Origin of the sequence: Marinobacter sp. LA51, from assembly GCF_030297175.1 — a bacterium.
Lineage (GTDB): Bacteria > Pseudomonadota > Gammaproteobacteria > Pseudomonadales > Oleiphilaceae > Marinobacter > Marinobacter apostichopi.
Window position 1 is genome coordinate 713,686 of record NZ_AP028070.1, and the last position, 26,787, is coordinate 740,472.

The following is a 26,787-nucleotide window of genomic DNA, read 5'->3' on the forward strand; positions in this document are numbered from 1 at the left end:
TTGCAGCAGTAAGGCGGCTTTGTTGTTTAAATTCACTCTATTTTCAGGAACAGCACATGGCAGACGTCATTAAAGTCCCCGTCTCCTTCGGCGAGGTTCTCGACAAAATCACCATCCTCGAAATCAAGTCCGAGCGCATCAAGGACGAGGCCAAACTCAAGAACGTACGATTGGAGCTGGACGAGCTCAGTGCTACCTGGGACGAAGCCGTTACCGATCAGAGCGCAATCGCCGACCTGAGAAAACAGCTCAAGGCTGTGAACGAGGAACTGTGGGTGATTGAAGACGATATCCGGGATCAGGAAGCCGCGCAGGATTTTGGCGACCGTTTCATTGAGCTCGCCCGAGCGGTCTATGTCACTAACGACAAGCGTGCTGCAATCAAGAAAGACGTGAATCTGGCCTTGGGCTCACGCTTCGTGGAAGAAAAATCCTATCAGGATTACACCGCTCGCAAGTGACTCGTTAGAGACTCTTCAGTGACTTGCTACTGACTCTCGAAGCGCGAGTCACTGAAGTCCGGATTCATCCGGTGTAATGCGGATATCGAAAACGGCGTTGGATCAGCTCAGGTCCGACGCCGTTTTTGGTTCTGCTGCACGCCGGCTCTCAATCCACTTGTTCAGCATGTCGGTGGCATCCTGTACTGTCACCAGTTCCATCGCGCCTTCAAACTCCGCTTTCGCGCCCCATCGAGACTGGTCCACGGTTTTGCCGGTGAACTGTTCCAGCGCTTCCGGGTAGCGGTTTATACACCACTCCTGTGAGTTGTAAGGGCCTGAACGGTAGGGGTTGCTGGCGGCGTATATGCCCAGGACGTCTGTGCCCACGGCACTGGCTATGTGGGCAGGGCCGGTGTCTGGCGCCACCACCAAGTCGGCGTGGGTCATCAGGGCAGTTAGCTGCTTCAGCGTGTCTTTGCCACATATGTTGTGGGCCTTTTCCTTCATTGCAGCTTCAATGGCGTCGCAGTACTCCGCCTCGAACGGCGCCGGGCTGCCAACCAGGATCACCTTCATGCCATGCTCTCGGATGGCGTGATCCGCCAGTTGTGCATAGCGCTCCGCCGGCCAGTTTCGCAAGGTGTGGCTGGCGCAAGGGCTGATCACCAGATTTTGGCGATCGGCTGCCAACTGCTGGCGGGCGAACTCGTGGTCATCCTCACTAAGTGGAATGTTCCACTGAGGCTTAGCCGGTGCAAGCCCGAGCGGCTCTAGGAAACTGGCCAGGCAGTCACGCACGTGCTGTTGAGGAGCCGGTGCAATCCGTTTGTTGATGAACAGGCTGTGCAGGTCTTTGCTGCGGGCCTTGTCGTAGCCGACTTTCACCTTGGCTGGGATGCAGGCCGCGGCCAGGTTGGCCCGAAGTGCCACCTGCATGTGCAGCAGAGCGTCAAAGCTGCGGCCTTTCATCTTCTTGCGCAGATCAGCGTAACCCTGACGGCCGGCTTTCTTATCGAAGACAATAAACTCGACGCCCGGAAGGTCTCCAATCAGCTTCGCCTCGATCTTGCCAATCACCCAGGTGATCTTCACCCCCGGCAGCTGCTCCTGAAGGCTCAGGACAACAGGGATGACGTGGGTGACGTCGCCTATGGCGGAGAGGCGCAGGATGCAGATGGAGTTAATCAATTTAACGTTATCCAATTGGTTATCGCTTAATGTGGAGCCGGGCGGTGCTCATTGCTAAACTGAGCCGCATTCTAGCCCACTTGCTGGAATGCGTCTTGTCTGCATCGAACAAGCATGAGGTGTTTTTTTCATGGTGCTGTGCCAGTGAAAGCCAGTCGGCAAACAGTGAAGTCCGGAGAAACGGCTTTTCTGCGCAACGAAAAATTTGAAGCCTTGGGTCCTCGTTGGTTTGAACCGGATCATTGGGGAGCCAGTCTCGTGCCCGTGGGAACCGGGGGGCGTGGTGGTGCCTGGTTTTTACGTTGTGACAGTGAGGATATCGTACTTCGTCACTATTATCGGGGTGGGCTCGTCGCTCACCTGTCCAAAAGACGATATATCTTTACCGGTTTCGAGCGGTCTCGTTCTTTTCGCGAGTTCCGGATCCTTGCTCAACTTCTCAAGCTCAACCTTCCGGTTCCCGAACCAGTGGGAGCGCTCGCAGAACGCGTTGGCACTTTTCGCTATCAGGCCGCGATTCTTGTCCGGAGGGTTCCAGGGGCCGTTGCGATGCTGGAGCATGATTCGATTGCAGACGATCTGATTTGGCGGCAAGTGGGTGAAACCATCGGGCGATTTCATGCCGAAGGTCTGGATCATGTGGATCTCAATTGTGACAACATTCTTGTGTCGGCTAAGGATGTGTACCTAATTGATTTTGACCGTTGCAAGTTGCGTGGAGTGCGATCGGGTTCGGGTATGGCTGGGTGGCAGAAGCGGAACCTGAATAGACTTAAAAGATCTTTGGAAAAGCGACTCGACGATCTACCTGAAGGAACACTGCCTTTACGTTGGCAAGCGTTGTTGAGCGGGTATGAGCAAAGTCTTTCCGCAAGCAAAAAAGGTTGAGTGACCAAATTCATGGCTAACGTTGTTCTGCAAAGAGAATTACACGCGAATGTCCGGCGTACCCGCATAACTTATTCCGCCCTTATCGACAGCCAGCCAGCCGCAATCAAGTGCTTTCGGAAGCCGCTTTTCGGTTTATTTCACTGGCAAAGAGCGCGTATAAAAGCACGCAAGATCCGTAATGCTGGCGGGCCTGTGCCCCCTATAATTTACGCGGGATGGGTTCCTGAACTTCGGTGCTTCGGATTCGCAACAGAGTTCCTTGAGGGGTATCGTTCCCTACGCGCAGCGCTGCGGGAGTCCGCTGGGCTGGATGAGCAAGAACAGCTGCTAGAAAAACTGGCTGAGTGTATTGCTGATCTACACCAACGGGGGATTGAGCAGCCAGACGGAAATCTGACTAACTTCTTACTTGGCCCCAGTGGTGATATTAAAATGGTCGACGAAGACGATGTGAGGGTGTCTAAGGGCGCTTTGACTGGTCGTTCGGCCATGTTAAACCTGGCCAATGTTGGTGCCAGACTGCCCAGTGGTGAACTCCCTCAGTGCCTCAGAAAAGCCTATGTTCAGGCCCGGAAAGGTCTCCAGATGGACGTCGAGTTCGATGAACGGGGCTTTGATCATGAAGTCTTTCGTCAGAAAGAGCAGTTCCGAATTAAACGTGAAGCGCGAGATGCAGCGCCCGACCGTGAGTACGACTGATGTCAGATATTCCCATTTACCTGGTTTCCATGGCGGGTGACTCTTCACGCCGAGAGCAGATGTCGCAGGCGTTTCCCGATTCCTATCCGGGTATGATTTTGACGGACGCAGTTGACGGACGTCAGCTGCCTGCCCAAAAGTACTTCCAGTACATTTCCAGTGCCATGGAAAACCACAATCGGATACTTTCTCCCGCTGAGGTGGGGTGCAGCCTCAGCCATCTAAAGGTTTTGGAGCAGTTTCTTGAAGGTGGTGCAGAGCGCGCGATCATCTTGGAGGACGATGTAATTGGGAACGATCAGGGAATTCAGCGCTCGGTCGAAAAAGTGCAAGGGATTCCTGAGGATGCGGTCATTATTCTTGGTGGCCAGGAGGGCATGCCCTCCAGAAAGTACATTTTCGGCAAGCCGGCAGGCGCAAGCGATGTCTTCAAGCTGCCGTCCTATTCCCACCATCATGTGTTCCGGACCTGCTGCTACGGGGTAACACGTTACAGCGCCACGCAGATCGTTGCTTCGCAGAAGCGGTCGCTAAAGCTTGCCGATGCGTGGCCTATTCTTGCGCGAGGTGGCGACTTTACTCTGTATTTCAGTCGTGATCTGGCCCACCCCATTGATCGTAACAACAGCCACATTGAGCAAGGTCGAGCCACCATCAACGCGGAGAAAAATAAAGGTTTCAAGGCCTTTTGGTTGAAGCGGATGTCCAGGCTCAAGCGTAGAGCTGGTGCAAGCTGGTGCAGGTTAAGTGGTCACCGAAAGATCCTGTTCTGATTCAGCGCTATACGCTGGCATTTCCGGTTGAACGCTTAGCAAAGCAATCATTGAAGAGGCAAACATGCTGATGGTTGCCGGATGGTTAAAGGGGACGTCGGTGAGGCAGGCAATCGAATAGAGGAAGGTGATGCTGAGCACGCTTCCAAAAACGAATCTGTTGTTTCGGTAGTACTTGAATGCCAGAAAAGCTGGCATCAGCAAGATGGCCAGCAATGCGCAAAGGCCAAGGATACCGTGCTTCACCAGCGTATCCAGATATTGATTGTGATAGTGGTAAGGAGCGTAGTTGGCGGCTGCTTTGTTCACCTTCCCCTGTTTCGCAAGTTCCTGGAACTGTTCTTTATGGCGATCACCGAGGCCGGTGATCGGCTCGAGCTTCGCCAGTGCTAGCGCGGCACTCCAGAATTCGAGGCGCAGTCCAATAGACCCGGAGTTGTGTCCAGATTCAACCCGTTCCAGGTCAGCCATTGTCTCATTTAGTCGGTCCTGGAGTAGGTGGGCGCCTGTTGCGCTAGCCACGCAAAAGACGGCAACGATAGCTGCAGTAGCTATACGGTGTGAGCGCCCTCGCTGATAAAGAAACAGCAGGGTCAAGGCGAGCAGGATCAACAAGATCGGAAGGGCTACGCCACGCGTACCTGTCATGGCGACAGAGCCAATCAGAAGAGGAGTGAGAATAAGGGCCGCAGTTTTTACCAATTTTTGCTTCGTTGTAATTGCCAAAAACAGAACAATTACCAGGGTCGTTGCCACGCCGGTTGCAAAGGGAATGGGGTTGTAGTGCAAATGAGCACGGCTCATGTCAGCTGCAAAATATTGAAAGAAGCAGATGGTGGTAAAGGCTGCGCCAGATATCAAAATTGTGGTGGTCAAGACCTTGGGGCGAACTGATGCATTTACGGACAGCCCGGCAAAAATGCTTAATGCTGCCAGCGTCCTCAGTTGGGTTATGCTACCGTCATTTTGCACGTAGCCGACCCCAAAAATTAAGGTGGCTAGCAAAATGGCCCCCGCAAAAGCGATCTTTTGCTGCCTGAAATTTTGCTCGGTGTTTCCAGTTGATTTCAGTGCGATTTTACGAATTCCCCAGAGAAGGAGTGTCAGTAAAACAATCGCTGGGAAATATTTGTCGCCCTCTGGGAGCCACCACAGTGCCGTCATGGTGTAGGCAACAGGAAGAAACCAAAGCGCGTTGCTTGCGTAGTGTTTGATGGAATCGTTGGGCATGGATTTTAATGAGGCTCTTGAGGACGCAGATGTGACGAAAATAGATGCTGGATTCTACCAGATTCATCGAGTTTCTTATTCTGTAGCTTAGATTTTATGCTCTACCTTTCTGCACGTTCCGGAAAGCGCTGAATGGGATAGAGGTTTAACAAGGTGTCGGTTTGATGGCTAAGTTTTTCTACTTTTTCGACGATTTCATCAACATTAAGGTGCGTAATCGCGCGCCTGTGTATTACTTCAGCGCAGAGAGGAATGTTGGTGATCTGCTTACCCCCTACTTGATCGAGAAACTGACTGGCCGAACCGCACACAACGTGAAGAGTCGGTATTTTCGGCACATGTTGGCCGTCGGGAGCATGATGCACAGGGCGAAGAACAATAGTGACATATGGGGGACTGGGACTTTGGGGCCGGAAATTGCCAGTAAGATCCCCGTCTCTGATTTAAGAGTTCATGCTCTTCGGGGGCATCTTAGCAAGGCATTACTGTATGGCGAGGATGCCAGTGGTCTCGACATTCCCTTGGGTGACCCGGCAGTTTTGATGAAAGGCTTTTTTGATCCCAAGGTGGAGAAAAAATACCGCATTGGCATCATTCCGCATTACGTCGACGAAGACTTGTCGATGCTCAAAGCTTTAAGCCGAGGTGATGTCCGTGTGATCAATGTTCGGAATAGTCCGGAAAGCTTTATTCGTGAACTGCTCGAATGTGAATTTGTCCTATCTTCGTCCTTGCATGGGTTGATACTTGCGGATACCTATGGGGTGCCCAATAAATGGGTGTCTTTTTCAGATGGACTTGCAGGAGGGCGCTTCAAATTTTCGGACTATTATTCCACAACCAGCCAACCTGACGAGGATGTCGTTCGCATAACGGACGCGCAGGAGCTGGATGTTTGCCTGGAATCAATCGGCGACCTGGCCTCCGTGAAACGATTTAAAGAAAATAAAGAAAAGCTGGAGGCATCATTTCCGAAAGATGCCTATAGGTAGGACAGAGGGATATATGCCGGGCATTGCAGGCAAGTGTATGTCCTTTGGTGCGCTATTCAGGGACTAAGAAAAGGCTGAAGCGACCAGCCACTTTAGCTGTCTTTGACGCACGCGAATGGAGTAGGGACAAATTCCCGCTAACAGTTTGATTACGTATCGTGCTTCGCGTTTGTGATTGCGTTCCCACATGCGCTTTGCGGCCCTGCCCATGAACTTTTCCGCGAGAACTGGGTGCGTTTTCAAGAAATCCAGATTCTTTTCAATCGCCTTCAGATCTGATCTGGCCTGCAGTTCACCTTTTTCGTGACTGCTCAGGCGAGGGCCCTCATGCACCCGTATGTTGATTACGGCCTGCTGAACAGGAAGTGCAAGGAAACCAGCTGCGAGCAGCCGGAATGTCAGATCTCGATCCTCGGATACAATCAGTGATTCGTCAAAACCTTCCACGTTCTCAAAGACCGATTTGTGAACGGTTGTGCCAGAGCAGCCGGTTTCCATCAGGCTGGCCATTAACTCGGTGCTGAGAGTTTCAGTGCCCGGAGCTACTGCCGGTGTTTTTCTGGATTTGGTTTCGCCTGTCGCCTCGTTGACCATCAAACGGGAAGGCCAGAAGATTCTAGCTGCGGATTGTTCGTTAATTGTGTGATCAATCGACTGGACGAAATCTGGATCTATCCAGTCGTCGTCATCAAGAAACACAATCCACTCTGCAGTAGCGGCTTTAACGCCTTGATTGCGAGCGGCAGATACGCCAGCGCTCTTCTCGTTTCGAATGACGGTGCAATGCTCGGCAAGCCTTGGATCGAGCTGGTCTGTAATGGGGGTGTCACTTCCGTCGTCGACAACAATGATCGAACTGGCCGACTTAGTCTGATCGACAACAGATGTAATAGCCTCCGCAACATAGATGGGGCGGTTTTTCGTAGTAATGATAACGGCGATTGATGATGTCATAGTGACGATGTGCTCAGCCCATGTGAGAACTAAAAACAAGGCGACCAGTAAATGCTAGCCGCATGATAATTGCCTACTTAATCCCAAGTGAAAGGAACTACCTAGAAAGCTGCAAAGCGTTTCTTGCGCTTCACGTGGTTATCCAGATAAAACCTGAAATGTTTCTGAAATTCTTCGAAACTGAGCTCAGGAGCAGACGCCGTAAGCCAGCCCTCTACGAACGAAAGATACCTTTCACGTGACCATTGTTTCTCAAACTTATTGCGGAAGAAAAAGCCGAAAGCAAATCCTAGCTGTTTCTCCAGTGGAGCGGGCGAGTTGATTTTCGAAAACTCAAGATCGATTAGCCAGCATTGGGTGAGGTCCGGGCACAGCAAAAAATTGCCCGCCCAGGGGTCAAGGTGCAACAAGCCATCTTTCATTGCTGTCAGAAGCGTATCGAATGCCAGCTTCATTGCCTCGGTGGCGCGTTCTGGTCGCTGCAGAATGTAGTCTTCCAGCGTAACGGTGTTGCTCAAGTTTTCCGTCACCGAGAAGGTTTGCTTGGGAAGCCCAAAATGATCAACCCGCCAACCGTACGCATAAATCTCCGGTATGTAGGGCTTCCCCTGCATGCGAAGGGCAGTGTCGAGTTCTGCAGTCGCCCACTCGAATCGTCCTTGTCGCTGAATGCCAAAGCGTGCTCGAACCTTTTGGCTGAAATATTTGAGCGTGTTGGTTTTCAGCAGTAACGGAGGGTTGAAGCTGGCCAATGACATCGTCAATTTAGGCTCTTCAGAGTCGAGCATTCGATAAATTTCCTGTTGCCAGGATTTTTCCGACGCTGAAACAGCACCAATCGTGTCTTTTGCGAACAGGACTGTTCGGTTCGAGCGGACCTGTGCTTGATAATCTGGATGGCGCAAATAGTTCATCAGTTTTTAGCCGGCGTTAAGGGTGCAGGTCAAAGTGTTCCGCGAGCTCCATCCACTGATCTCTGTTCGCGTCTTCTCGGACATTTGACTTCTTAAGAGCCACGCCTTGGGAGAACGGAATCGGGTAGGGCTTGCGTTCCGTTTTCATCGTATTTCGAGAAGAGGTTCCTGCCAGGAGGCTCATTGCTTTAAACCAAAGATCATCTGCTTTCGGGGACAGCTTCAAGAACAAGTCACTCGATGTGGACATCTCCGGCAGTGAGCCCGGCGGATAGAGCACTCCACCGTATCCTAGTGGCATCGTGTATGTGTCAGAGCTGTCCGGGGTCTCGTAGGTCCATTGGCGATACGGGGCTGGCGATCTGGCCTCCGAGTAGCGGATTCTTCTGCACTGGTGGCCTACGATCTGATCTGGATTATTCGTGTGAGCATGATAGAGGGACTGCAGCCATCCCTGTGGGTACATAAGGTCGTCGTCACAGGTTACGATGGTTTCTGAGGGGTGCTCTTTCAGGCAGTAGATCAGTTTGGTGTGCGGGCCAACATCGGGCCTGAACCTGATCTCAAAGCGTTGTCCTTGCAGACGATGCAGCTTTTCCGGAATCTTGTTTTCGCATTCGTGCCCAAGCCAAAGAATCATCTTCTTTGGCGGTTGTGATTGCCTCAGCACGCTGCGGACGGCCAGATGCACACATTTGAGCCGCGATTCGATAGAGGTGAGTGAAACAATGACCGGAAGCTCGCTCCCCCTGGATGGATCGTTTAATCCAGCGGCATTCAGGGAGTTCAGATATATCATGCGCGCAAGTGACGGTGGATACTCTTTAACTTTCATGGTTCGCTCCTTCAGCAGTACTGAGAGTTCAACACGTTAGGAAGACTGGGTGTTCTCTCGTTTTTCGATGCCATTTACTGCCCAGAAGGTTCCATTCTGTTTCACGTCTTTTCGGATGGCCCGATTCTTCGCCCAGATCTCAGGCTTTGAATAGCCCCGGGCGTGGTCCAGATGCAGGCACACCGTGCTGTAGCGGACCTGCTTCGATTTGTGGCCGTAGTTCCACAGGCGCTCGCCCAGCTCCCGGTCGAGACCGCCGTACTGCATGTCTTCATTGAAGCCGTTAACCGCAATCAGGTCTTTGGTCCAGGTGGAACTGTTCATGCCGTTCCAGCTGGACGCTGCAGGCGTCACGGCGTTCATCAGTTTTTTAACCAGCGGGGAAGGTGACAGCTTCCAGAGCTTGTGAGTTTTCGGCTGGCCATGTTCGACGAGCCACTCGGGAGTGAAGATTACGCCGGAGCGAATGTCGTCATCAGAGATTTTTTCCGACACCGGCATAGTGAGCTTGATGTACCCACCAGACAGGAAGTGTCCGGGCTCCGCCAGAGTGCGGTGGGTTTCGATAAAGCGCGGCTCTGGAATGCAGTCGCCATCGGTAAAAATCAGGTAATCGCAGCTGGTTTCCTGAATAGCCTTGTTCAGAATCTGGCACTTGCGGAAACCATCGTCCTCATGCCAGACATGGTCGATGGCCAGGATGCCGCGCGCCCGGAAGCTTTCAATCAGCTCCCGGGTTTGTTCCGTGGAACCGTCATCAGCCACGATGACCCGAAAGTCACTCCAGGTCTGGTTTTCATACCCGCTCAGAACCTTGCCAAGCCACAAGGGGGAGTTGTAGGTGGTAATAACCACGCCGATGGATTGTGGTGTCATAACGTTGTTGGGCCCGTGACGGTTCGCATGAAAATTTGGGGCCTAGTATACACGCGCGAGATGCTTGTTGCCCGTCAGGGGTTCTTACCATTCGGTAGGTTCAGCGGCACAGTTTTTTCGGGTTGTAGGGGTTAGGGGTCCCGGGTGTGAGGTGGCGGAAACGCTTGTACTCCCATTGGTACTGCTCGGGAATTTCACGCACACCGTTTTCGATGGACCGGTTCAGGGCAGTGGTCGCGACGACAGGGTCGACTGCATCCAGGTTGGGCTCGCACTCACGAACGACCAGCCGGAAACCCTTGCCATCTTTCAATCGCTCGGAGAAGGCCAGCAGGGGCGTTGCCCCGGACTTTTGAATGAGCTTGGATACCAGGGTCATAGTGCGCACGTTGAGGCCGAAAAATGGCGCGTGGGCCACGCCTTTCGCGCGAGGGCTCTGGTCGGGCAGGATTCCGGCTACACCGCCTTCCCGCAACAGGGTAATCAAGCGGGCGAGCCCGCGCCGGTCACCCCGCACTAACTCCGAGCCAAGGCGTCCGCGTACCCGAATCATGTAATCCTCGAATTCACGAATATGGGGTGGGCTGTAGAGCGCTGCCATTTTATGGTGGGAAGAAAAATACAGGCCAGTCAGCTCCCAATTGCCGAGATGGGGTGCCAGTAGCACGACCCCCTTGCCCTTGGCGATGGCATCGTGAACCAGTTGCTCGCCCTCGACTTCCCGAACCAGGTCGAGACAATCCTGCACCGGCCATTCCCACATTAGCGGGATTTCCATCAGGGTCTGGCCGGTGTGCCGAAGGCTTGAGCGGGACAGATCCCGTCGCTGGTCTTCGGGCATGTCCGGAAAGCAGATGCGAATGTTGGTTTCCGTCACTTTGCGCGACCGGCTATTGAATACCCAGCCCAGAGTGCCGAGAAGGCGGCCAATCAATTGGGCGCCGCGCAGGGATAGCTTGCCAGCCAGCTTGAGCGCAAAGATCAGGAATGTCGCTTTCGATAACGCCATGATTAATTACGGCCGTACCGATCTTCGAACCGGACAATGTCATCTTCACCAAGGTAGGAGCCCGACTGCACCTCAATCAGTTCCAGATCAATCACCCCGGGGTTCTCCAGGGAATGAACCTGGCCAACGGGAATGAAGGTGGACTGGTTTTCGGTGACAAGATAGGTCTTTTCGCCGTTGGTCACCCGGGCGGTGCCACTGACCACAATCCAGTGCTCAGCACGGTGGTGGTGCATCTGCACCGACAGCTTGGCTCCGGGCTTTACGGTAATTCGTTTAACCTGGTAGCGGGTACCGTTATCAATTGAGTCGTAGACGCCCCAGGGCCGGTAGACTTCGCGATGGTTCATGTGCTCATGGCGACCATCGTTGCGGATCTGCTCGACCACGCTTTTCACATCCTGGACTTTGTCCTTGTGAGCGACCAGAAGTGCGTCCTTGGTTTCGATGATCACCAGGTTATCGACACCGACCGTTGCGACCAGGCGGCTGTCGGCGCGCACCAGGGTGTTCTCGGTATCCCGGGCTATCACGTCGCCGGTCAGGCTGTTGCCGGCATCGTCCTTGGAGCTGACATCCCAGAGTGCGGACCAGGAGCCAATGTCACTCCAACCCGCGTCGAGAGCGACTACCGCTGCTTTGTCGGTCTTCTCCATAACCGCGTAGTCCACCGATTCAGCTGGGCATTGGGCAAACAGGTCGGCATTAACCCGGGTGAAGTGCAGGTCTTCGCTGGCATCGGCAATGGCCGCCTTGCAGGCAGACAGGATGTCCGGCCGGTGCGTCTCCAGTTCCTTCAGGTATTCCCGGGCTGAGAACAGGAACATGCCGCTGTTCCAGAGATAGTCGCCGGAGGCGAGGTAGGCATTCGCCGTATCCAGGTCCGGTTTTTCGACAAATTTGTCGACCGAGTAGCAGTCGGAAGCGAGCTCAGTGCCGCGATGGATGTAGCCGTAACCCGTTTCCGGATGGCTGGGTACGATACCGAAGGTGACCAGCTTGCCTTGCTCGGCCAGAGGGATGGCCTTGGCAACGCCCTGTTGAAAAGCTTCGGTGTTCTGGATCAGATGATCCGCCGCCAGTACCAGCATCAAGGGGTTGTTGCTGCCAGAACTTTCGCACAGCTGGATAGCCGCCAGAGCGATGGCTGGCGCCGTATTGCGCCCGCAAGGTTCAAGAATAATCTGGACATCGTCCTGACCGGACTGCCGCATTTGCTCAGCGGCAAGAAAACGGTGTTCTTCATTGCAGATGAGCAGCGGTTTTTCTGCCTTCAATCCCTCAAGCCGAGCCACTGTCGACTGCAGCATGGACAGCGGGCTGTCGGTCAGTTTCAGGAACTGCTTGGGGTTCAACTGTCGTGACAGGGGCCAGAGACGCGAGCCGGTGCCGCCAGCCATGATGACCGGATGAATCATAGGTTCACTCCAAGCTTGAGGTTGAGATGTCCGAAAAAATCTGTGTAAGGGTCGGGCATATTATCATATGGGCTTGGCAGAGCCAGTTTCGGCGCCCTTGCAGACAGGAGAAAGTTTCCAGGCCAAGATGATTGAAGGGCCTGAAAATCTCGCCGTGAAGACCTAGAGTTTTTGTGAAAGCTCCCATGGATCCTGTCGCCCGCTGGTTTCCCACTCAATGCGTTTGTAGAACCGGCGAATGCGCCGATCAATGTAGTGTAGCCGCCAGTTCTGGCTGGTCGAAAGGAGGCTGGGTATCAGCGGGGCACCGAGGCCATCCACCAGAAACAGCCTGAGCTTTTCGTTCCGCACGCAAAGCACCAGGTTGTGGGGCAGCAGGTTGCGGGTCAGGATGCCTGTGCGTTGCAGCCAATCGGTGAATTCCCGGACCAAGGCCTGGGCTGTTTCGTCATAGCCAGCGCGGGCCAGATAATGCTCGAAAGTTTCCGCAGCGCCGCCCTCAGGATTCGTTAGAAATTCGCTTTCATTGGCAGGGCCCTGCGCCGTAGCCGTCTGGCCATAAAAACGGGGCAGGTGGGCCCATACTACGCCGCCCTGACCGTGCTTCAGAAGATGCTGAATGATGGTTTGTTCGTGGGCTTCGAGCTCCTGGAGATTGTCATTCAACCGCTTTTTTCCCAACATTTTTTTCAGTGCCGGCTGCCGTTGGTAACGGGCCTCGATATTGTCGGGGCGAATAACTTTCAGGCAGCGGTCGGGATAACTCGGATGCCGGTAGCAATGGCGGTTGGAACCGGAGGCGAACGGGGTCTGGTTGGACAGGTCGATCACGTCATGGCCTCCCGATACAGCCTTTCCATGCTATCCACCATGGCCTCGATGGTGAAGGCTGTTTTGATCCGCTGCATTGCTGGTGTTTGGGCCTGCCGGGTCCGGGGCAGATCGGACAGGGCCTGATCGATGACCGCCCGAAGGCTCTCGGCGCTTCCGTCGTGGCTCAATGCAGATTGTGGCAGCAGCTCCACCGGTCCGGCCACCGGTGTCGAGACCACCGGGCAACCTGCTGCGAGGGCCTCTATGAGTACGTAGGAGAATCCTTCCCGCTCGGAACTGATGATGGTCAGGTCGGCGTGCCGATAGAGGGATTGCAGATCTTCGCAATAGCCGGGCAGCGTGACCTTGTTGTGCAGGTTCAGGGTGTCGATCAGGCGTTCAAGACGAGGCCGCTCAGAGCCTTCGCCATAAATCGTCAATTGTTCAGGCTGTGCCAGTTTTGACCAGGCTTCGATCAGTGTGTGAAATCCTTTCACCGCCTCTAGCCGGCCAGCGGAGATGCATCGCGTTGGGACCGCGGCGTCGTCGGTGGCAGTGGCGCTGGCGCGATAGTCATCGGAGCAGGGCGCGCGCTCTGAAACATCGTCCATCGCAATGCCGTTGTAGATCAGGTGCTTGTTGCCATGTTCCAGATTCTCAAAAACCCGGGGGCTAACCGCGATCACAGCGTCTTGACGCAGGAAGGCTTTATGGCTTTTTTTGATGCCGTGTACGGTGCCAACGCGTAGCGGCGCAAGACCCAGTGGTGTTTGCCCGGAAAGCTGGGCTGCTTTGTTGCCGTGAGCATGCAGGACATCGGGTTTGATCCGGCGAAGGCATTGCCGCAGGGCAAAGCGAAGCCAGGGGTTCAAACGGCTGCATTCAACCGGTAGCGGATGAAAATGTACCTCGGCTGGAAACCGGGCCCGATAACTCCCATGCGCCATAACATGCACGCTGTGGCCGCGCCTGGCGAGCTCAAGGCCCAAGTCAAACACATGCTTTTCCATGCCACCCCAGCCGGTGCCAGGCGTTGCAAACAGTAGCGCAATCGTCAGTGGCCGCGAGCGGTTCATGGCTGGGGTTGACGCTCTGCCAGCACGGATTCGTAAACCCGAAGCGTGGCCTCGGTTTGCGCCTGGAGCTGAAAGCGGTAGGGGATTTCAATATCGGGCGGGCCTGAATCCAAAAGCCTAAGGACGGTTTTGGAGAATTCGTCGGTGTCGTCCGGTGAGACCAGACCATCCCGAAAACACGCTTGCAGTGTCTCGGCGGCTCCGCCCCGATTGTAGGCGGCGACCGGTGTGCCCGAGGCCAGGGCTTCGGTAACCGTGCGCCCGAACGGTTCCGGTTTTGTACTCATGTGGCACACCACATCGGCCAGCAGGTACAGCGTGGTCATGTCGTTGCGCTGTCCCAGGAAGCTGACATGATCGGTCAGGTTCAGGCGGGCCCGCTCTTTTTCAAGCTCTTCAAGGAAAGGTTCCTTACCCGGTTCCGCGCCGCCAACCACTATGCCGTGGCAGTCCGGCTGCTGGCGGACCAGTTTCGCCATCATCGCCAGGAAGTCGAGCTGGCCTTTCCAGCGCGAAATCCGGCCCGGCATCATGATGATTTTCTTGCCAGCCAGCTGCGGGTACTGTCGAAACCATCGTTGCCGCCATTGTGTGCTGAGCTCGCGCTGGCGAAAGGCGTTCAGGTCAACTCCGCGCTGGATGACCGTAAGCTTGTGCTCCGGCACCGGGTAGTTTTCGAGTACGTAATCCCGCACACAGCTTGAGACTGCAATCAGGTGGTCAGCCCGGGTCATGATGGCGCTGTAAGGGGTGACCGAGTACATGCCATGAAAAGTGGCAACCACGGCCGGCCGTTCGCTGGGGGGGATGCCTCTGAGCGCCAGGCGGATGATCCAGGCCGGCATGCGTGAACGGACATGAACAATGTCGGGTTTCAGCTCCCGTAGTAGCTTGCGCATGGGCAGAATCTGTCCGAACGATACGGGTGATTTCCGGTGGATTGGCATGAATATGTGGTTGGAACCCTGGCCGCGCAGCTGCTCGGCCATTGGGCCGCCCTTGGAGACCACGTAGGATTCATGGCCACGCTTGACCAGGTCAGACGCGAATTCCACGGTGCCTCGTTCAACCCCTCCGCTGTATAGCGCGGGCAGGGCCTGGAGAATTCTCATCCGTTCGTCCTTTTGTTCGCTGGTGGGATTGCGCGAGAGGCGGGCAGGTGCCGGTCAATGACCCAGCGTGCCGCGCGATCGGACTCCCATAGTATCGCTGTTGGGGCGGTATCCCCGGTCATGACTGCAGCATGATCGGTCCAGCGGGCGATTCGTCCGTTTTCAACCAGATGGCCAATACCTTGGGCGACGCGGCTGGCAGGGCGAGCGGCGAGCTCGAAAATACCGGTTGGCACCCCCGCTGTTGCCGCCTCACACACCATGGACATGCTGTCCGGGGTGACCCAGGCGGCTCTGGATGCGGCCAGCTGGTGCGAAAGCCAGTCCTGGTAGGTGTCATTTGGGTGAACAACGGTGATTTTGGGGCCTTGCAGTTCTGCCAGCCGGCCTAGCAATTCTTCCGGCGTTCGGCGGGAGCCGCCGATGGTCCAACGCCATGCCGGGTATTGCCCGATCAGGTTGTTGATCTGTCCGAGCAGCACGTCATTGTCCCACTCGAAATGCGGCGATGGGCCACCGATGAGTATAAGTGCCTCTGGTTTATCGGTGATGCGGGCCAGAGGCGTGATCGAATTAAGCGCGCCCTCGGTGAGCAGAACGTGTTTGCTGTGGATGGCATCGTGGGCCGGGGTAATCACGCCGTCGACCCAGCTGAGGGGGAAGCCGGGTTTCATCAGGGTTAGCATTTTGGCGCGGCCGACTCTGCGCAGGGACAGTAACAGCCGGTGGGTGCCCGTGCCTGCCGCAACGATCAGGTTCGGTGATGGCAATGCGGCATCAAGGGTGGGGGCGATGCCCAGCAGAGCGCGCCATACGGGTACCGAAACTTCGTTGGCGTCAATCCAGTGAAGACTGGCGCCGGTGAGCACGCGAAGGCGATTGCCCAGCCCCTTCAGTTGACTCCGGTGGCCCGCTTTGTTGTCGGTCAGCAGCCAGATCGCAGGCGCGCCGTTGTTACGCTCAGTGGACTTGGGCATAGATTCCGGTCATGTAAACCGGCCTCCGTTTGCGTGCTGGTTAGTGGCGACCATAAAAGCCAGGATCGCCAACGTTCGGGCGTGTTTTGAAGCGGCGGTGCATCCATAGGTACTGCTCCGGCGCCCGACGAATTTCCTGTTCGATGGTGTGGTTAACGAGCGTGGCATCCTGTAGATCATCGCCACTGGGAAAGTTCTCAAGAGCCGGATGAAAGAAGATGTCGTACCCGGGCTGGCCTTCACGCCGGACGTGACTGAAGGGCACAACGGCGCAACCACTGCGTTCGGCGATGCGGGAGGTGGCCGTAATAGTGCCTGCCGGGATGTCGAAAAACGGGGCAAAGACAATGTCCTTGCGGCCGTAATCCTGATCGGTGGCGTACCAGACTGCGTGATTGTTTTTCAGACTTCTGAACAGACCGCGCAAATCCCTGGCACCGAGGACCTTGCCGTACCGGCGCTCCCGTGCCCGGGTCATCACTGCATTCATCAGAGGGTTGTTGTGATCCCGCTGCATGACATCGGCGTTGATGTACTCGGTGACCAGACTGCCTCCGAGATCCAACGTGCTGTAGTGGCCGCCAAGCAAAAGAACACCTTTGCCGCGAGCGAGGGCCTGCTCAAAATGTTCGAGCCCATGAACGGTGGTAATGGAGGTTAGCTTAGCGGGATCCCGGAACCAGGCCAGGCCCAGTTCCATCAGGCCAATACCATTGGCAATGAACGACTTGCGAACGAGGGCAGCTTGCTGTGCAGAGCTAAGCTCTGGAAAACACAGGCCAATGTTAACCTCGGTGATGTGGCGACGGCTGCCGGCCAGGCGCCACGCCAGCAGCCCGGCGATTTTTCCGAGCCACCATTGAACCCGGATCGGCAGCTGCGCCAGCAACCGCATCAGGCCAATGCCGATCCACGTTGGCCACCACCGGGGGTGGCGGTAGGCGGAGTAGTCGGTATTTCTCGGGAGTTTTCGGTGCTTCTTCTTCACGGGAATAATGACCCTGCCTGTCCGCGAAACCGGTCGCCGTTGCGGGCGAATGCCAGTATCAATCAGAAGTAAATCAATGGGTTTTCGGCTATGATACCTTACTGTTTTATCCGGAGTCCTGTGTGCTGCAATTTATCTATTCCCAGTTGATTCGGTTACTTTTGCCCTTCATTTTGTTGCGCCTGTGGTGGAACGGTCGTCAGGCTCCGGAGTTGCGCCGCAACTGGTACCAACGACTGGGCATTGTGCCCCGCTACGAGGGCGCAGTTGTGTGGGTGCATGCGGTATCTGTGGGTGAAACCATTGCTGCCGGTCCTATGGTTCGTCGCCTTTTGGCCCGCGACCCCGGTATCACCATCCTGATGACCGCGATGACCGACACCGGCCTGGCACAGGCCCAAAAAATGTTCGGCGACCAGGTGCAGTACGCCTACGCGCCTTATGATACGCCTGGTTCCATCCGGCGGTTTCTGAAGCGGGCACAACCCCGTATTCTGGTCATCATGGAAACCGAAATCTGGCCGAACATGATACGCCAGTGCCGGACGCTTGAGGTGCCGGTGTTTCTGATTAACGCTCGGCTTTCCGAGCGTTCAGCCCAGGGCTATGAGCGCATCAAGAGCCTGGCCGCACCGATCATGCGCAGTATCAGTTGGGTGGCCGCCCAGGCTGAAAAAGACGCCGAGCGCTTTTGTCGGATTGGCGTTGCCAGCTCGAAAGTCGCTGTCACTGGAAGTATTAAGTTCGACGTCGATATCACCGAAGAGGTCCGCCGTGCATCGGCGGAGCTTCGGCAATCCCTCTCCAGGCCGGCAGTATGGATCGCAGGTAGCACCCATGAGGGAGAAGACGCGCAGTTGCTGGAAGCGCATCGAAAAGTGCTTGCCGTCCATCCCGGCACTCTGCTCATTATCGTGCCGCGTCATCCGGAGCGATTTGCGTCGGTGGCCGATAAGGTTGAAAAAGCCGGTTTGACGCTGGCACGCCGTTCAACCGGTAACGGTGTGGCTTCGGCCGATGTTTACCTGGCCGATACCATGGGCGAGTTGATGATGCTCTACGGCGCCAGTGACATGGCGTTTGTGGGAGGATCGTTGATCGAGCGCGGTGGGCATAACCCATTGGAACCGGCGGCCTGGGGTATTCCCGTATTCTCCGGTCCGCACGTGTTTAACTTCGAGACCATCTACCAGCGTCTGCTGGACGATTCCGGTGTCAAGCTGGTTGCCGATGCTGACGAACTGTCGACTCACCTTGTTCAGCTGATCAGCGACGATGATGAGCGCCGCACCGCTGGTGAAGGGGCTCTGGCCGTCGTTAACAAGAATCGGGGTGCGCTGGACAAGGTTGTCGACGGGATCGTAGAGCGGATTTAAGGCGAGCCCGGAGTCGAGCCCGCCTCGCGTCTTACTGGACTGGGCTGTCCAAAACCTTGTCTTCGTTGGCCAACGCTTCGATACCCGGCGCCGATTCACTCAGCCAGTTGTTCAGTGCAACCAGATCCTGTGGGCTCAGCGTTCCGGCAGCCTGCTTGAGCTGCAGGGTGTTGATTACGTAGTCGTAGCGAGAGTTGGCGTAGTCCCTGAGCGCCACGTAATAGGCCTGCTCGGCATCCAGTACCTCAACAATGTTTCGTGTACCAACCTCGTACCCGGCTCGGGTGGCGTCCAGGGCGCTGCGGCGGGAGACAATGGTCTGCTCAAGTGCCGAGGCAGTCTCAATGTTGTTATTTACGGTCAAGAACAGGCTGCGTGTGCTCACCCGTACGTCTCGACGAACGGTTTTCAGTGACTGTTCGGCGACTGTGACCAAGGAACGCCGTTGGCGAACGCCGGCCTGAGTTCCACCGCCGGTGTAAAGTGGCACGTTCAGAGTCACGCCAATCACACCCTGCGTTGTAGTGCCATCCCGTTGCATCTGGAAAGAGCTGGGATCTTCCAGCCCGTCGGTTTTGGTTTTCCCGTACGAGGCGTTCAGGTCCAGGGTGGGGTAGTGGCCCGCCTTGGCGGACTTGAGATTGGCTTCGCTGACATTCAATTCGTACAGCGCCGATTGGACAGACCAGTTTTGATCGAGAGCCGTGGTCTCCCAGGCTGACGGATCCATCGGGTCCGGTCGACCCAGTGGGAAATTCTGCCGCAGATTTTCGATCTCTTCCGGGAATTCACCGGTCAGACGTGCCACCTGTTCCTGGGCAATATTGAGCTGGTTTTCCGCAACAATACGCTGACTGCGAGTGTCGTCGTAGGTTGCGCGTGCCTCGTAGACTTCGGTAATGGCGATCAGGCCAACGTCGAAACGCTCCTGGGCCTGCTCATACTGACGCTGGATTGCGGCCTCCGCTGAGCGGGTCGTGATGACGGTGTCCCGGGCGCGGAGTACGTTGAAGTAGGCTGTGGCCACATCCAAGATCAACTGCTGTTGAGCGAGGTTGTAATCGGCGCGAGCAGACTCGGTTTGAAACTGGCTGGCGTCATAATCGAACCAGGCGTCGGCCCGGAACAGGGGTTGGGTGAGTTGAACTCCGTAGGCCAGTTCGCGGTAGCTGTTGTCCTGGTTGGGGCCCTCCACATCAATGTAATTGGCTTCGCCAAATGCGCCGAGCTGGGGTAGCAGCACGCTGCGAGTCACATCGCTGGCGGCTTGCTGGGCTTCGAAACTGGCCTGGGCGGCGGCAATGCCGGAGTCGTAGGACAGTGCTTTCTCATAGGTTTCCATCAGATCGATGGACAGGGCAGGTTGAGCCACCATGAGACCAACAAGTCCGGAAAGCAGACGTTTCTTCATTGTTTCTCCTGAATACTTGTGGACGTGAGCGTCCTACTCGCAAACGCTGATATGGTCGCTGCACTGTGCAAGTTGTGCAGAAACAGACCGTTGATAAGGCTTTGGTGCGCCATTATGGACAATAATCAGTCACAGCTCTACACTTGCAAACGGCACTCATTTGCGGTGTCACACAAAACAGATTCGCGTCTTGACGGGGTGCTGGTCTGCCTAAACTAGATATGGGCAGATGGCTGAGATTGCAACGCAGAACCCGCGACCTGATCCGGATAATACCGGCGTAGGAATTAAGACCACATAGCTGATTGGCAAATCGTGTCTCCGATCGAACAGGGGGAGACCGTGCTCAGCTCCGTCATACGCGACCCGACATCCAATAAAAGTTCCGGGAGCAAACGATGACAGAGCTACCTACCTACCTCAGTGATTCCGCCCAGGTGGATTCCGCAGCGGTCAAGCCGCTACCCAATTCCCGCAAGGTTTACGTGTCTGGCAGCCGGTCCGATCTCCGGGTACCCATGCGCGAGATTTCACTGGCCGATACCCCGACCGAGATGGGAGGAGAAAAGAACGAAGCGGTGATGGTCTACGACACCTCCGGGCCGTACACCGATCCCGAGGCTACTATTGACCTGCGCAAAGGGCTGGCGCCGATTCGCGCAAGCTGGATCGCAGAGCGTAACGACGTGGAATCTCTGTCCGGCTACAGCTCGGAATTCACCCGGCGCCGCATGGGCGACCCCCGGCTGGATCCGCTTCGGTTCATGGACGAGCGCAGTCCCCTGCGGGCCAAGCCCGGCTGCAATGTCAGTCAGATGCATTATGCCCGCAATGGCATCATCACCCCGGAGATGGAGTACATCGCCATCCGGGAAAACCAGAAGTTGCAGGAGGCCCGGGAGCGCGGCCTGCTGAAGGATCAGCATCCTGGGCAGTCGTTCGGCGCCAACCTGCCAGCGGAAATTACACCGGAATTCGTCCGGGACGAAGTAGCCCGTGGCCGTGCCATCATTCCTGCCAACATCAATCACCCGGAATCGGAGCCGATGATTATTGGCCGAAATTTCCTGGTGAAGATTAATGGCAATATCGGTAATTCCGCGGTGAGTTCGTCGATTGAGGAAGAGGTGGAGAAGTTGACCTGGGGAATTCGCTGGGGCGCCGACACCATCATGGACCTGTCCACCGGCAAGAACATCCACGAAACCCGCGAGTGGATTGTGCGTAACTCGCCGGTTCCCATTGGCACCGTCCCGATATACCAGGCCCTGGAGAAGGTCGGTGGCGTGGCCGAGGACCTGACCTGGGAAATTTTCAGGGACACCCTGATCGAGCAGGCGGAGCAGGGCGTGGATTACTTCACCATCCATGCGGGTGTCCGGTTGCACCACGTGCCGCTGACTGCGGCACGGACCACCGGCATTGTGTCCCGGGGTGGTTCCATCATGGCGAAGTGGTGCCTGGCCCATCATCGCGAAAGTTTTCTGTACGAGCACTTCGAAGACATCTGCGAGATCATGAAAGCGTACGATGTGTCTTTCAGCCTGGGCGATGGCTTGCGCCCGGGATCCATTGCCGATGCTAATGATGCGGCCCAATTCGGCGAGCTGGAGACCCTGGGAGAGCTGACCAAGATTGCCTGGAAACACGATGTGCAGGTGATGATCGAAGGTCCCGGTCATGTGCCCATGCATCTGGTCAAAGAGAATATGGACAAGCAGCTGGAGTGCTGCGATGAGGCCCCCTTTTACACGCTGGGCCCGCTGATCACCGACATCGCACCGGGATACGATCACATCACGTCCGGCATTGGTGCCGCGATGATCGGCTGGTACGGCTGCGCCATGCTCTGTTACGTCACCCCCAAAGAGCACCTGGGCCTGCCCAACAAGGATGACGTCAAAACCGGCATCATCACCTATAAGATCGCGGCGCACGCGGCTGACCTGGCCAAAGGCCACCCGGGTGCCCAGGTGCGTGACAATGCGCTATCCAAGGCCCGGTTCGAATTCCGCTGGGAAGACCAGTTCAATCTGGGCCTCGATCCGGACACTGCCCGCGCCTACCACGATGAAACCTTGCCCAAGGATTCCGCCAAGGTTGCCCACTTCTGCTCCATGTGTGGCCCCAAGTTCTGTTCCATGCAAATATCCCAGGAGGTGAGGGATTATGCCAAGGAGCATGGCCTGGATGAGGTGGCCGCCGTGGACGTTGGCATGCAGGAGAAGTCCCGGGAGTTTGTTGAGTCCGGCAGCAAGCTGTACGACAAGGTCTGAATTGATTGGGGATTGGTGTGCCGAGCGCCAATCCCCTTGCAATCAAGAACAGCCAAAGGCTATCGTTCGAAGTCATTGCCGAATCAGGGTGAACAATGACCGAACCATTTCAGTTCAACGCCAACGACGTCACCATCGAGAAACGTGAGACCGTTTTCCAGGGCTTTTTCCGCATGGACAAGCTTTGGCTAACGCACGCGCGCTTCGATGGCCGGGACATGCCTGTTTTTACCCGGGAGCTGTTCATTCGTGGCGATGCCACCTGCGTTTTGCCCTACGATCCGGTCCGGGATGAAGTGGTGCTGTTAGAGCAGTTCCGCCTGGGAGCCCTTGGGCGCAATCAGTCACCCTGGTTGCTGGAGCTGGTGGCCGGGATGAACGAGGACGGTGAGACGCCTGAAGATGTGGCCCAACGGGAAGGTCAGGAAGAAGCCGGGCTATCCTTTCGTGAGCTGACCAGGATCTGTGACTACATGGTGTCGCCCGGTGGCACTACCGAGCTGATCCATCTGTTTTGTGGGTTGATCAGCACCGAGGCAGCCGGAGGGCTGTTCGGTGTCGAGCATGAGCATGAAGATATCCGGGCCCATGTGGTCAGTGCCGAGAATGCCATTGCCATGATCCACGATGGCAGGATCAACAACGCAGCAGCTATTATTGCCTTGCAGTGGCTTGAACTGAACCGTTCAAGACTTCGGAGAGAGGCCAGCTAATGACTGAGTGGAGCATGCAACCAAAGCGCTATGTGCCGGATCTGCGGCAGCTTGGTGCCCTGTGCGATGGCAATTACCAGCGCCTGCGCCGGTTGCGCCAGCTTGAGGTGGACGGTAAGCCGGTGTGCGAATTCGAGCTCCACAGTGAAAATATCTACCTGGGTCGGGTTCAAATCAAGCTGTTGCAGACCGCCAAGTACACGGAAACCCTCCTGCTGGAACAGATTCACAATTCTGGACGCTGGCTCAATAACCCGCAAATGACCGTGCGTGTCTATCACGATGCCTCTATGGCTGAGGTGATCAGCTGTTATCGTGATCGCCAGATCGCACCTGTCAACGACTATCCCAACCGATTCATGCACCACCCCGATGAAAAAGCCCAGGTCAACGGCTTCCTAGCGGACTGGCTGGACTATTGCCTGCGCTTTGGTCACCTGCCGATGGAGCACGCTGCCTGGTCCGCTGGCGAGGGCGTCGATTGATCCGGATTTCCGGTCCGACACGGCTTGCAAACGCGCGAATGCTTGTAAGTGGGTGTGTCGCAGTTGTCAAAAAGGGCATTTTGTCATCGGGGGCTGATCAGAATGTGATCCTTGTGGCATTCAAGAGAAACCAAACCGCAAGCAGCCGTCGTACACTTGCCCGAGAGTTTGAATTGGGCACTGACTTGACCAAGAGCGCATGACTACAAAGGCGTATGACTACAAAAGATAGGAACCGGCCATTCCGGGTACTGCAGTTGACAGATCCGCACCTGATGGCCGATGCCGATGGCGAGCTTCTCGGGGTGAATACCCGGGACAGCCTTGATGCCGTCATTGCCCAGGCGGTGAAAAGCCATGGTCAGCCGGACCTCATCCTGGCAACCGGGGACCTTGCCCAGGATGGCACCGAAGAAGCCTACCGGGCCTTTGGTGATCGCCTGAAGGTGTTCTCCTGCGGTTCGGCCTGGCTGGCCGGCAATCACGATGAATCCGGAGCATTGCGGAGAGTTGCGTCGGAATACGAGGCTCATCGTCGGCAAGTTATTCAGGGTGGCTGGCAATGCCTGCTGCTGGACTCCTCAGTGTCGGGAAAGGTTTATGGTGAGCTGGCTCAGTCTGAGCTCGATTTTCTGGAAATAGCCCTGTCTGAGAGCCCGGAACTGCCAACACTGATCACGCTGCACCATCATCCGGTGGACGTCGGCTGCGACTGGATGCAGCCCATCGGTCTGCGCAACCGGGAAGACTTCTGGCAAATCGTCGACCGGTTCCCCCAGGTGAAAATTGTGCTGTGGGGGCACATTCATCAGGAGCAAGGGCTAAATAGAAATGGCGTGCACCTGTTGGCCACGCCATCCACCTGTATCCAGTTCACTTCCGGCTCCAGCGATTTTTCCGTGGAGCCGCGGCCGCCCGGCTATCGGTGGTTTGAGCTGATGCCCTCCGGTGAGTTTCGCACCGAAGTGGGCCGGGCAAACGATTTTGAGTTCGAGCTGGACCAGAACAGTTCGGGCTATTAAGCGGATTGCTCCAGCCGGAGCGCTTTTGCGGCTCGAACCATGTTTTCCAGCGCCGGAATGACTTCCTCCCAACCTCGCGTTTTCAACCCACAGTCCGGGTTAACCCACAGTCGCTCGGCAGGAATCCGCTCTGCAGCCTTTCCAATTAGGGCCACAATGTCCTGTGGCTCGGGAACGTTGGGAGAGTGGATATCGTAAACGCCCGGGCCTATATCGTTCGGGTAGGACTTGTCCTTGAAGGCTTCCAGAAGAGTCATGTCCGACCGGGATGTTTCAATGGTGATGACATCGGCGTCCATCCGGGTGATGGCGCCCAGGATGTCGTTAAACTCGGAGTAGCACATGTGAGTGTGCACTTGGGTCTCATCCTTAACGCCATTCGCCGCCAGCCTGAAAGCATCGATGGCCCAATCCAGGTAGCCTGCCCAATCTGACTGGCGCAGTGGCAGCCCCTCTCGGAGCGCGGCTTCGTCAATTTGGATGATCTTCAGGCCAGCCTTTTCCAGATCAAGAACCTCTTCCCGTATCGCCAGGGCCAGTTGCAGGGCCGTGTCTTTGCGGGGCTGGTCATCGCGAACAAAGGACCAGTTCAGAATGGTGACTGGGCCGGTGAGCATGCCTTTTACCGGTTTGTCCGTGAGTGACTGAGCGTAGCGGCTCCATTCCACGGTGATGGCGCGGGGGCGGGAGATATTGCCAAACAGAATGGGCGGTTTCACGCACCGGGAGCCGTAGGACTGGACCCAGCCAAACTGGCTGAAGGCATAGCCTTCCAGGTGCTCGCCGAAGTACTCCACCATGTCGTTGCGTTCCGCTTCGCCATGAACCAGGACATCAAGCCCGAGTTCCTCCTGCCTGCGAACGCAGTCAGCGATCTCGGCGCGAATCCGCGCTGTGTAGTCCGCCTCTGCCAGTGCTCCTTTGCGGAATTGCTGGCGTGCCTTGCGGATTTCCTGGGTTTGGGGGAACGAGCCGATCGTTGTGGTTGGATAGGGCGGCAGCGGAAGCTGTCGGCGCTGGATCTCTCGTCGTTCGTGATACGCGGTCTTTCGGGAACCTGCTGAGCGGTCCAGATCATGAAGCGCTTGAAAGGCTGTCGCGGTGTTGGCACGCACGGAAGTTTGTCGGCTCCGGACCGCCGCTGCGTTTGTCCCCAAGACGTCCTTCACGGCGTCACGGCCCAGATTCAGAGCGCGGGCCAGTGTGGTCAGTTCCTCGAGTTTTTGCACAGCGAATGCGAGCCAGCCTTTGACCTCAGCGTCCAGTTTCTGCTCGCTCTCCAGGTCCACGGGAACATGCAGTAGTGAGCAGGATGGCGCCAGCCACAACCGCTCACCCAGCTTTTGGTACAGGGGCTCAAGCCAGTCCAGTGTTTTGCTCAGGTCGGTGCGCCAGATGTTGCGGCCGTTGACTACGCCCACTGACAAAACCTTGTGCGGCGCCAACCAGTCTGCAACCCGGCTGACCTCCTGGGGCGCACTGATGGCATCCAGGTGCAGGCCTGCCACGGGCAAGTCACAGGCGAGTTGGAGGTTTTCCCGCAGGTCGCCGAAATAGGTGGTTAGCAGCAGTTTTGGTGCTGTCGTTTTCAGGTGGTGGTAGGCCAGATTGAAGGCATGACGCCAGGCCAGGTCCAGTTCGGTGACCAGTATCGGTTCATCCACCTGAACCCAGTCGATGCCTTGATCAGCAAAGTGCTCCAGCAGCTCGGCATAGATCGGTAGCAGGCGATCGAGCAGATCCAGCGGGTTGCTGTCGTCCTTTACTCGGCCCAGCCACAAATAGGTGATGGGCCCGATGATCACCGGCTTTGGCGTGACGCCCTGATTTCTGGCTTCGGTAATCTGCGCCTGCAGACGCTCCGGGTTGAGTGCAAACGCGGTGGTCGCGTCGAATTCGGGCACGATGTAGTGGTAGTTGGTGTCGAACCATTTGGTCATGGCGCCAGCGTGAATTGACTGACACGCGTCATCGTTGGCCGAGCGCCCCCGGGCGATCCGGAAGTACTGGTCGAGGTCGGTTCCGCCTCCATTTCGGGCCCGTTCGGGGCGGTGCCCCAAGGTAAAGCTCATATCCAAAACCTGATCGTAAAGCGAGAAGTCACCAACGGGCACCAGATCGAACTGACTCTGCGCGTGCCAGTTTTCCTTTCGCAGTCGGGCGCCGGTCTCGGTCAATTCAGTTTCGGTAATCTGGCTGCGCCAGAACGCTTCCTGCGCAAACTTCAGTTCGCGTTGCTTTCCTATGCGGGGAAAGCCGAGATTGTGCGTGGTCACCATGGCTGATGATCTCCTTGTGTCTGCCTGGTTGGGATAG

25 protein-coding genes and 1 riboswitch are annotated in these 26,787 nt (G+C 56.2%); of the genes, 10 read left to right on the plus strand and 15 right to left on the minus strand.

Annotation, left to right across the window (positions count from 1 at the left end; translation table 11 throughout):
* The first annotated feature begins 56 nt into the window (after positions 1-56).
* Positions 57-461, plus strand: coding sequence for a DUF6165 family protein (locus tag QUE89_RS03255; RefSeq protein ID WP_041341538.1), 405 nt, complete (start codon positions 57-59; stop codon positions 459-461).
* A gap of 102 nt (positions 462-563) precedes the next feature.
* Here the strand turns inward: QUE89_RS03255 and QUE89_RS03260 are convergent, their stop codons facing one another.
* The gene (locus QUE89_RS03260; protein WP_286222814.1) at positions 564-1,628 is read right to left on the minus strand and encodes a glycosyltransferase family 9 protein; all 1,065 of its coding nucleotides are present in this window, start codon (positions 1,626-1,628) and stop codon (positions 564-566) included.
* 147 nt (positions 1,629-1,775) lie between these two features.
* Between QUE89_RS03260 and QUE89_RS03265 the strand changes: the two genes are divergently transcribed.
* Genes QUE89_RS03265 through QUE89_RS03275 form a run of 3 tightly spaced genes read left to right on the plus strand, consistent with a single transcriptional unit; the run spans position 1,776 to position 3,994 of the window.
* Positions 1,776-2,519 (plus strand): 3-deoxy-D-manno-octulosonic acid kinase, encoded by a 744-nt coding sequence (locus QUE89_RS03265; RefSeq protein WP_286221815.1) that lies wholly within the window; start codon positions 1,776-1,778, stop codon positions 2,517-2,519.
* Between the two features lie 12 nt (positions 2,520-2,531).
* Positions 2,532-3,221, plus strand: coding sequence for a BUD32 family EKC/KEOPS complex subunit (locus tag QUE89_RS03270; RefSeq protein ID WP_286221816.1), 690 nt, complete (start codon positions 2,532-2,534; stop codon positions 3,219-3,221).
* Positions 3,221-3,994 carry a glycosyltransferase family 25 protein gene (locus QUE89_RS03275; protein WP_286221817.1) on the plus strand — a complete coding sequence of 258 codons (774 nt, stop codon included), beginning with the start codon at positions 3,221-3,223 and terminating at the stop codon, positions 3,992-3,994. The genes QUE89_RS03270 and QUE89_RS03275 overlap by 1 nt, the downstream gene beginning before the upstream one ends.
* Here QUE89_RS03275 and QUE89_RS03280 read toward each other — a convergent pair.
* Positions 3,965-5,224, minus strand: coding sequence for an O-antigen ligase family protein (locus QUE89_RS03280; RefSeq protein WP_286221818.1), 1,260 nt, complete (start codon positions 5,222-5,224; stop codon positions 3,965-3,967). The genes QUE89_RS03275 and QUE89_RS03280 overlap by 30 nt on opposite strands.
* Before the next feature lie 164 nt (positions 5,225-5,388).
* Here QUE89_RS03280 and QUE89_RS03285 point away from each other — a divergent pair, with 164 nt between their 5' ends.
* Entirely contained in the window at positions 5,389-6,216 is an 828-nt protein-coding gene (locus QUE89_RS03285) for a polysaccharide pyruvyl transferase family protein (RefSeq protein ID WP_286221819.1), read from the plus strand.
* 63 nt (positions 6,217-6,279) lie between these two features.
* Here QUE89_RS03285 and QUE89_RS03290 read toward each other — a convergent pair whose 3' ends face one another.
* From QUE89_RS03290 to lpxL, 11 genes are all read right to left on the minus strand, one after another.
* The gene (locus QUE89_RS03290; protein WP_286221820.1) at positions 6,280-7,170 is read right to left on the minus strand and encodes a glycosyltransferase family 2 protein; all 891 of its coding nucleotides are present in this window, start codon (positions 7,168-7,170) and stop codon (positions 6,280-6,282) included.
* Between the two features lie 101 nt (positions 7,171-7,271).
* Positions 7,272-8,084: a protein kinase family protein gene (locus QUE89_RS03295; protein ID WP_286221821.1), complete on the minus strand. Its 813-nt coding sequence runs from the start codon at positions 8,082-8,084 to the stop codon at positions 7,272-7,274.
* Between the two features lie 16 nt (positions 8,085-8,100).
* On the minus strand, positions 8,101-8,919 hold the full coding sequence (locus tag QUE89_RS03300; protein ID WP_286221822.1) for a glycosyltransferase: 819 nt from the start codon (positions 8,917-8,919) through the stop codon (positions 8,101-8,103).
* A 36-nt stretch (positions 8,920-8,955) separates the two neighbouring features.
* Entirely contained in the window at positions 8,956-9,795 is an 840-nt protein-coding gene (locus tag QUE89_RS03305; protein ID WP_286221823.1) for a glycosyltransferase family 2 protein, read from the minus strand.
* A gap of 100 nt (positions 9,796-9,895) precedes the next feature.
* Entirely contained in the window at positions 9,896-10,804 is a 909-nt protein-coding gene (locus tag QUE89_RS03310) for a lysophospholipid acyltransferase family protein (protein WP_286221824.1), read from the minus strand.
* Between the two features lie 2 nt (positions 10,805-10,806).
* Positions 10,807-12,222, minus strand: a complete 1,416-nt coding sequence (locus QUE89_RS03315; protein ID WP_286221825.1) for a mannose-1-phosphate guanylyltransferase/mannose-6-phosphate isomerase — start codon at positions 12,220-12,222, stop codon at positions 10,807-10,809.
* Between the two features lie 162 nt (positions 12,223-12,384).
* Positions 12,385-13,053, minus strand: coding sequence for a YrbL family protein (locus QUE89_RS03320; RefSeq protein ID WP_286221826.1), 669 nt, complete (start codon positions 13,051-13,053; stop codon positions 12,385-12,387).
* Positions 13,050-14,111: a glycosyltransferase gene (locus tag QUE89_RS03325; protein ID WP_286221827.1), complete on the minus strand. Its 1,062-nt coding sequence runs from the start codon at positions 14,109-14,111 to the stop codon at positions 13,050-13,052. Before QUE89_RS03325 ends, QUE89_RS03320 begins: the two co-directional genes overlap by 4 nt.
* Positions 14,108-15,223 carry a glycosyltransferase family 4 protein gene (locus QUE89_RS03330; RefSeq protein WP_286221828.1) on the minus strand — a complete coding sequence of 372 codons (1,116 nt, stop codon included), beginning with the start codon at positions 15,221-15,223 and terminating at the stop codon, positions 14,108-14,110. Before QUE89_RS03330 ends, QUE89_RS03325 begins: the two co-directional genes overlap by 4 nt.
* Positions 15,220-16,200: a mitochondrial fission ELM1 family protein gene (locus QUE89_RS03335; RefSeq protein ID WP_286221829.1), complete on the minus strand. Its 981-nt coding sequence runs from the start codon at positions 16,198-16,200 to the stop codon at positions 15,220-15,222. Before QUE89_RS03335 ends, QUE89_RS03330 begins: the two co-directional genes overlap by 4 nt.
* A 40-nt stretch (positions 16,201-16,240) precedes the next feature.
* Positions 16,241-17,188 carry an LpxL/LpxP family Kdo(2)-lipid IV(A) lauroyl/palmitoleoyl acyltransferase gene (gene lpxL / locus QUE89_RS03340; RefSeq protein ID WP_286221830.1) on the minus strand — a complete coding sequence of 316 codons (948 nt, stop codon included), beginning with the start codon at positions 17,186-17,188 and terminating at the stop codon, positions 16,241-16,243.
* A 122-nt stretch (positions 17,189-17,310) separates the two neighbouring features.
* Here lpxL and waaA point away from each other — a divergent pair, with 122 nt between their 5' ends.
* Positions 17,311-18,564, plus strand: coding sequence for a lipid IV(A) 3-deoxy-D-manno-octulosonic acid transferase (gene waaA, locus QUE89_RS03345; RefSeq protein WP_286221831.1), 1,254 nt, complete (start codon positions 17,311-17,313; stop codon positions 18,562-18,564).
* Between the two features lie 31 nt (positions 18,565-18,595).
* Here waaA and QUE89_RS03350 read toward each other — a convergent pair whose 3' ends face one another.
* Entirely contained in the window at positions 18,596-19,975 is a 1,380-nt protein-coding gene (locus QUE89_RS03350; protein WP_286221832.1) for a TolC family outer membrane protein, read from the minus strand.
* 184 nt (positions 19,976-20,159) lie between these two features.
* Positions 20,160-20,279, plus strand: a riboswitch (TPP riboswitch).
* Positions 20,280-20,373: 94 nt separating this feature from the next.
* On the opposite strand from QUE89_RS03350, the gene thiC reads away from it, so the two are divergent.
* The 4 genes from thiC (at position 20,374) to cpdA (ending at position 24,471) form a co-directional block, all read left to right on the plus strand.
* Positions 20,374-22,251 (plus strand): phosphomethylpyrimidine synthase ThiC, encoded by a 1,878-nt coding sequence (gene thiC, locus QUE89_RS03355; protein ID WP_286221833.1) that lies wholly within the window; start codon positions 20,374-20,376, stop codon positions 22,249-22,251.
* Between the two features lie 95 nt (positions 22,252-22,346).
* Positions 22,347-22,964, plus strand: coding sequence for an NUDIX domain-containing protein (locus QUE89_RS03360; RefSeq protein ID WP_286221834.1), 618 nt, complete (start codon positions 22,347-22,349; stop codon positions 22,962-22,964).
* On the plus strand, positions 22,964-23,449 hold the full coding sequence (locus QUE89_RS03365) for a DUF1249 domain-containing protein (protein ID WP_286221835.1): 486 nt from the start codon (positions 22,964-22,966) through the stop codon (positions 23,447-23,449). Before QUE89_RS03360 ends, QUE89_RS03365 begins: the two co-directional genes overlap by 1 nt.
* A gap of 215 nt (positions 23,450-23,664) precedes the next feature.
* Positions 23,665-24,471 carry a 3',5'-cyclic-AMP phosphodiesterase gene (gene cpdA / locus QUE89_RS03370; protein WP_286221836.1) on the plus strand — a complete coding sequence of 269 codons (807 nt, stop codon included), beginning with the start codon at positions 23,665-23,667 and terminating at the stop codon, positions 24,469-24,471.
* Here cpdA and metE read toward each other — a convergent pair.
* Positions 24,468-26,750: a 5-methyltetrahydropteroyltriglutamate--homocysteine S-methyltransferase gene (metE, locus tag QUE89_RS03375; protein ID WP_286221837.1), complete on the minus strand. Its 2,283-nt coding sequence runs from the start codon at positions 26,748-26,750 to the stop codon at positions 24,468-24,470. The genes cpdA and metE overlap by 4 nt on opposite strands.
* Positions 26,751-26,787: the final 37 nt, after the last annotated feature.

Coding starts and splice junctions, on each gene's coding strand:
- QUE89_RS03295 (WP_286221821.1), bottom strand. CDS start 8,084: ATGAACTATTTGCGCCATCCAGATTATCAAGCACAGGTCCGCTCGAAC.
- QUE89_RS03325 (WP_286221827.1), bottom strand. CDS start 14,111: ATGAACCGCTCGCGGCCACTGACGATTGCGCTACTGTTTGCAACGCCT.
- QUE89_RS03350 (WP_286221832.1), bottom strand. CDS start 19,975: ATGAAGAAACGTCTGCTTTCCGGACTTGTTGGTCTCATGGTGGCTCAA.
- thiC (WP_286221833.1), top strand. CDS start 20,374: ATGACAGAGCTACCTACCTACCTCAGTGATTCCGCCCAGGTGGATTCC.
- QUE89_RS03285 (WP_286221819.1), top strand. CDS start 5,389: ATGGCTAAGTTTTTCTACTTTTTCGACGATTTCATCAACATTAAGGTG.
- QUE89_RS03305 (WP_286221823.1), bottom strand. CDS start 9,795: ATGACACCACAATCCATCGGCGTGGTTATTACCACCTACAACTCCCCC.
- QUE89_RS03335 (WP_286221829.1), bottom strand. CDS start 16,200: ATGCCCAAGTCCACTGAGCGTAACAACGGCGCGCCTGCGATCTGGCTG.
- QUE89_RS03365 (WP_286221835.1), top strand. CDS start 22,964: ATGACTGAGTGGAGCATGCAACCAAAGCGCTATGTGCCGGATCTGCGG.
- QUE89_RS03310 (WP_286221824.1), bottom strand. CDS start 10,804: ATGGCGTTATCGAAAGCGACATTCCTGATCTTTGCGCTCAAGCTGGCT.
- QUE89_RS03330 (WP_286221828.1), bottom strand. CDS start 15,223: ATGAGAATTCTCCAGGCCCTGCCCGCGCTATACAGCGGAGGGGTTGAA.
- QUE89_RS03275 (WP_286221817.1), top strand. CDS start 3,221: ATGTCAGATATTCCCATTTACCTGGTTTCCATGGCGGGTGACTCTTCA.
- QUE89_RS03300 (WP_286221822.1), bottom strand. CDS start 8,919: ATGAAAGTTAAAGAGTATCCACCGTCACTTGCGCGCATGATATATCTG.
- QUE89_RS03315 (WP_286221825.1), bottom strand. CDS start 12,222: ATGATTCATCCGGTCATCATGGCTGGCGGCACCGGCTCGCGTCTCTGG.
- QUE89_RS03255 (WP_041341538.1), top strand. CDS start 57: ATGGCAGACGTCATTAAAGTCCCCGTCTCCTTCGGCGAGGTTCTCGAC.
- QUE89_RS03360 (WP_286221834.1), top strand. CDS start 22,347: ATGACCGAACCATTTCAGTTCAACGCCAACGACGTCACCATCGAGAAA.
- QUE89_RS03290 (WP_286221820.1), bottom strand. CDS start 7,170: ATGACATCATCAATCGCCGTTATCATTACTACGAAAAACCGCCCCATC.
- QUE89_RS03280 (WP_286221818.1), bottom strand. CDS start 5,224: ATGCCCAACGATTCCATCAAACACTACGCAAGCAACGCGCTTTGGTTT.
- cpdA (WP_286221836.1), top strand. CDS start 23,665: ATGACTACAAAAGATAGGAACCGGCCATTCCGGGTACTGCAGTTGACA.
- metE (WP_286221837.1), bottom strand. CDS start 26,750: ATGGTGACCACGCACAATCTCGGCTTTCCCCGCATAGGAAAGCAACGC.
- QUE89_RS03270 (WP_286221816.1), top strand. CDS start 2,532: ATGGCTAACGTTGTTCTGCAAAGAGAATTACACGCGAATGTCCGGCGT.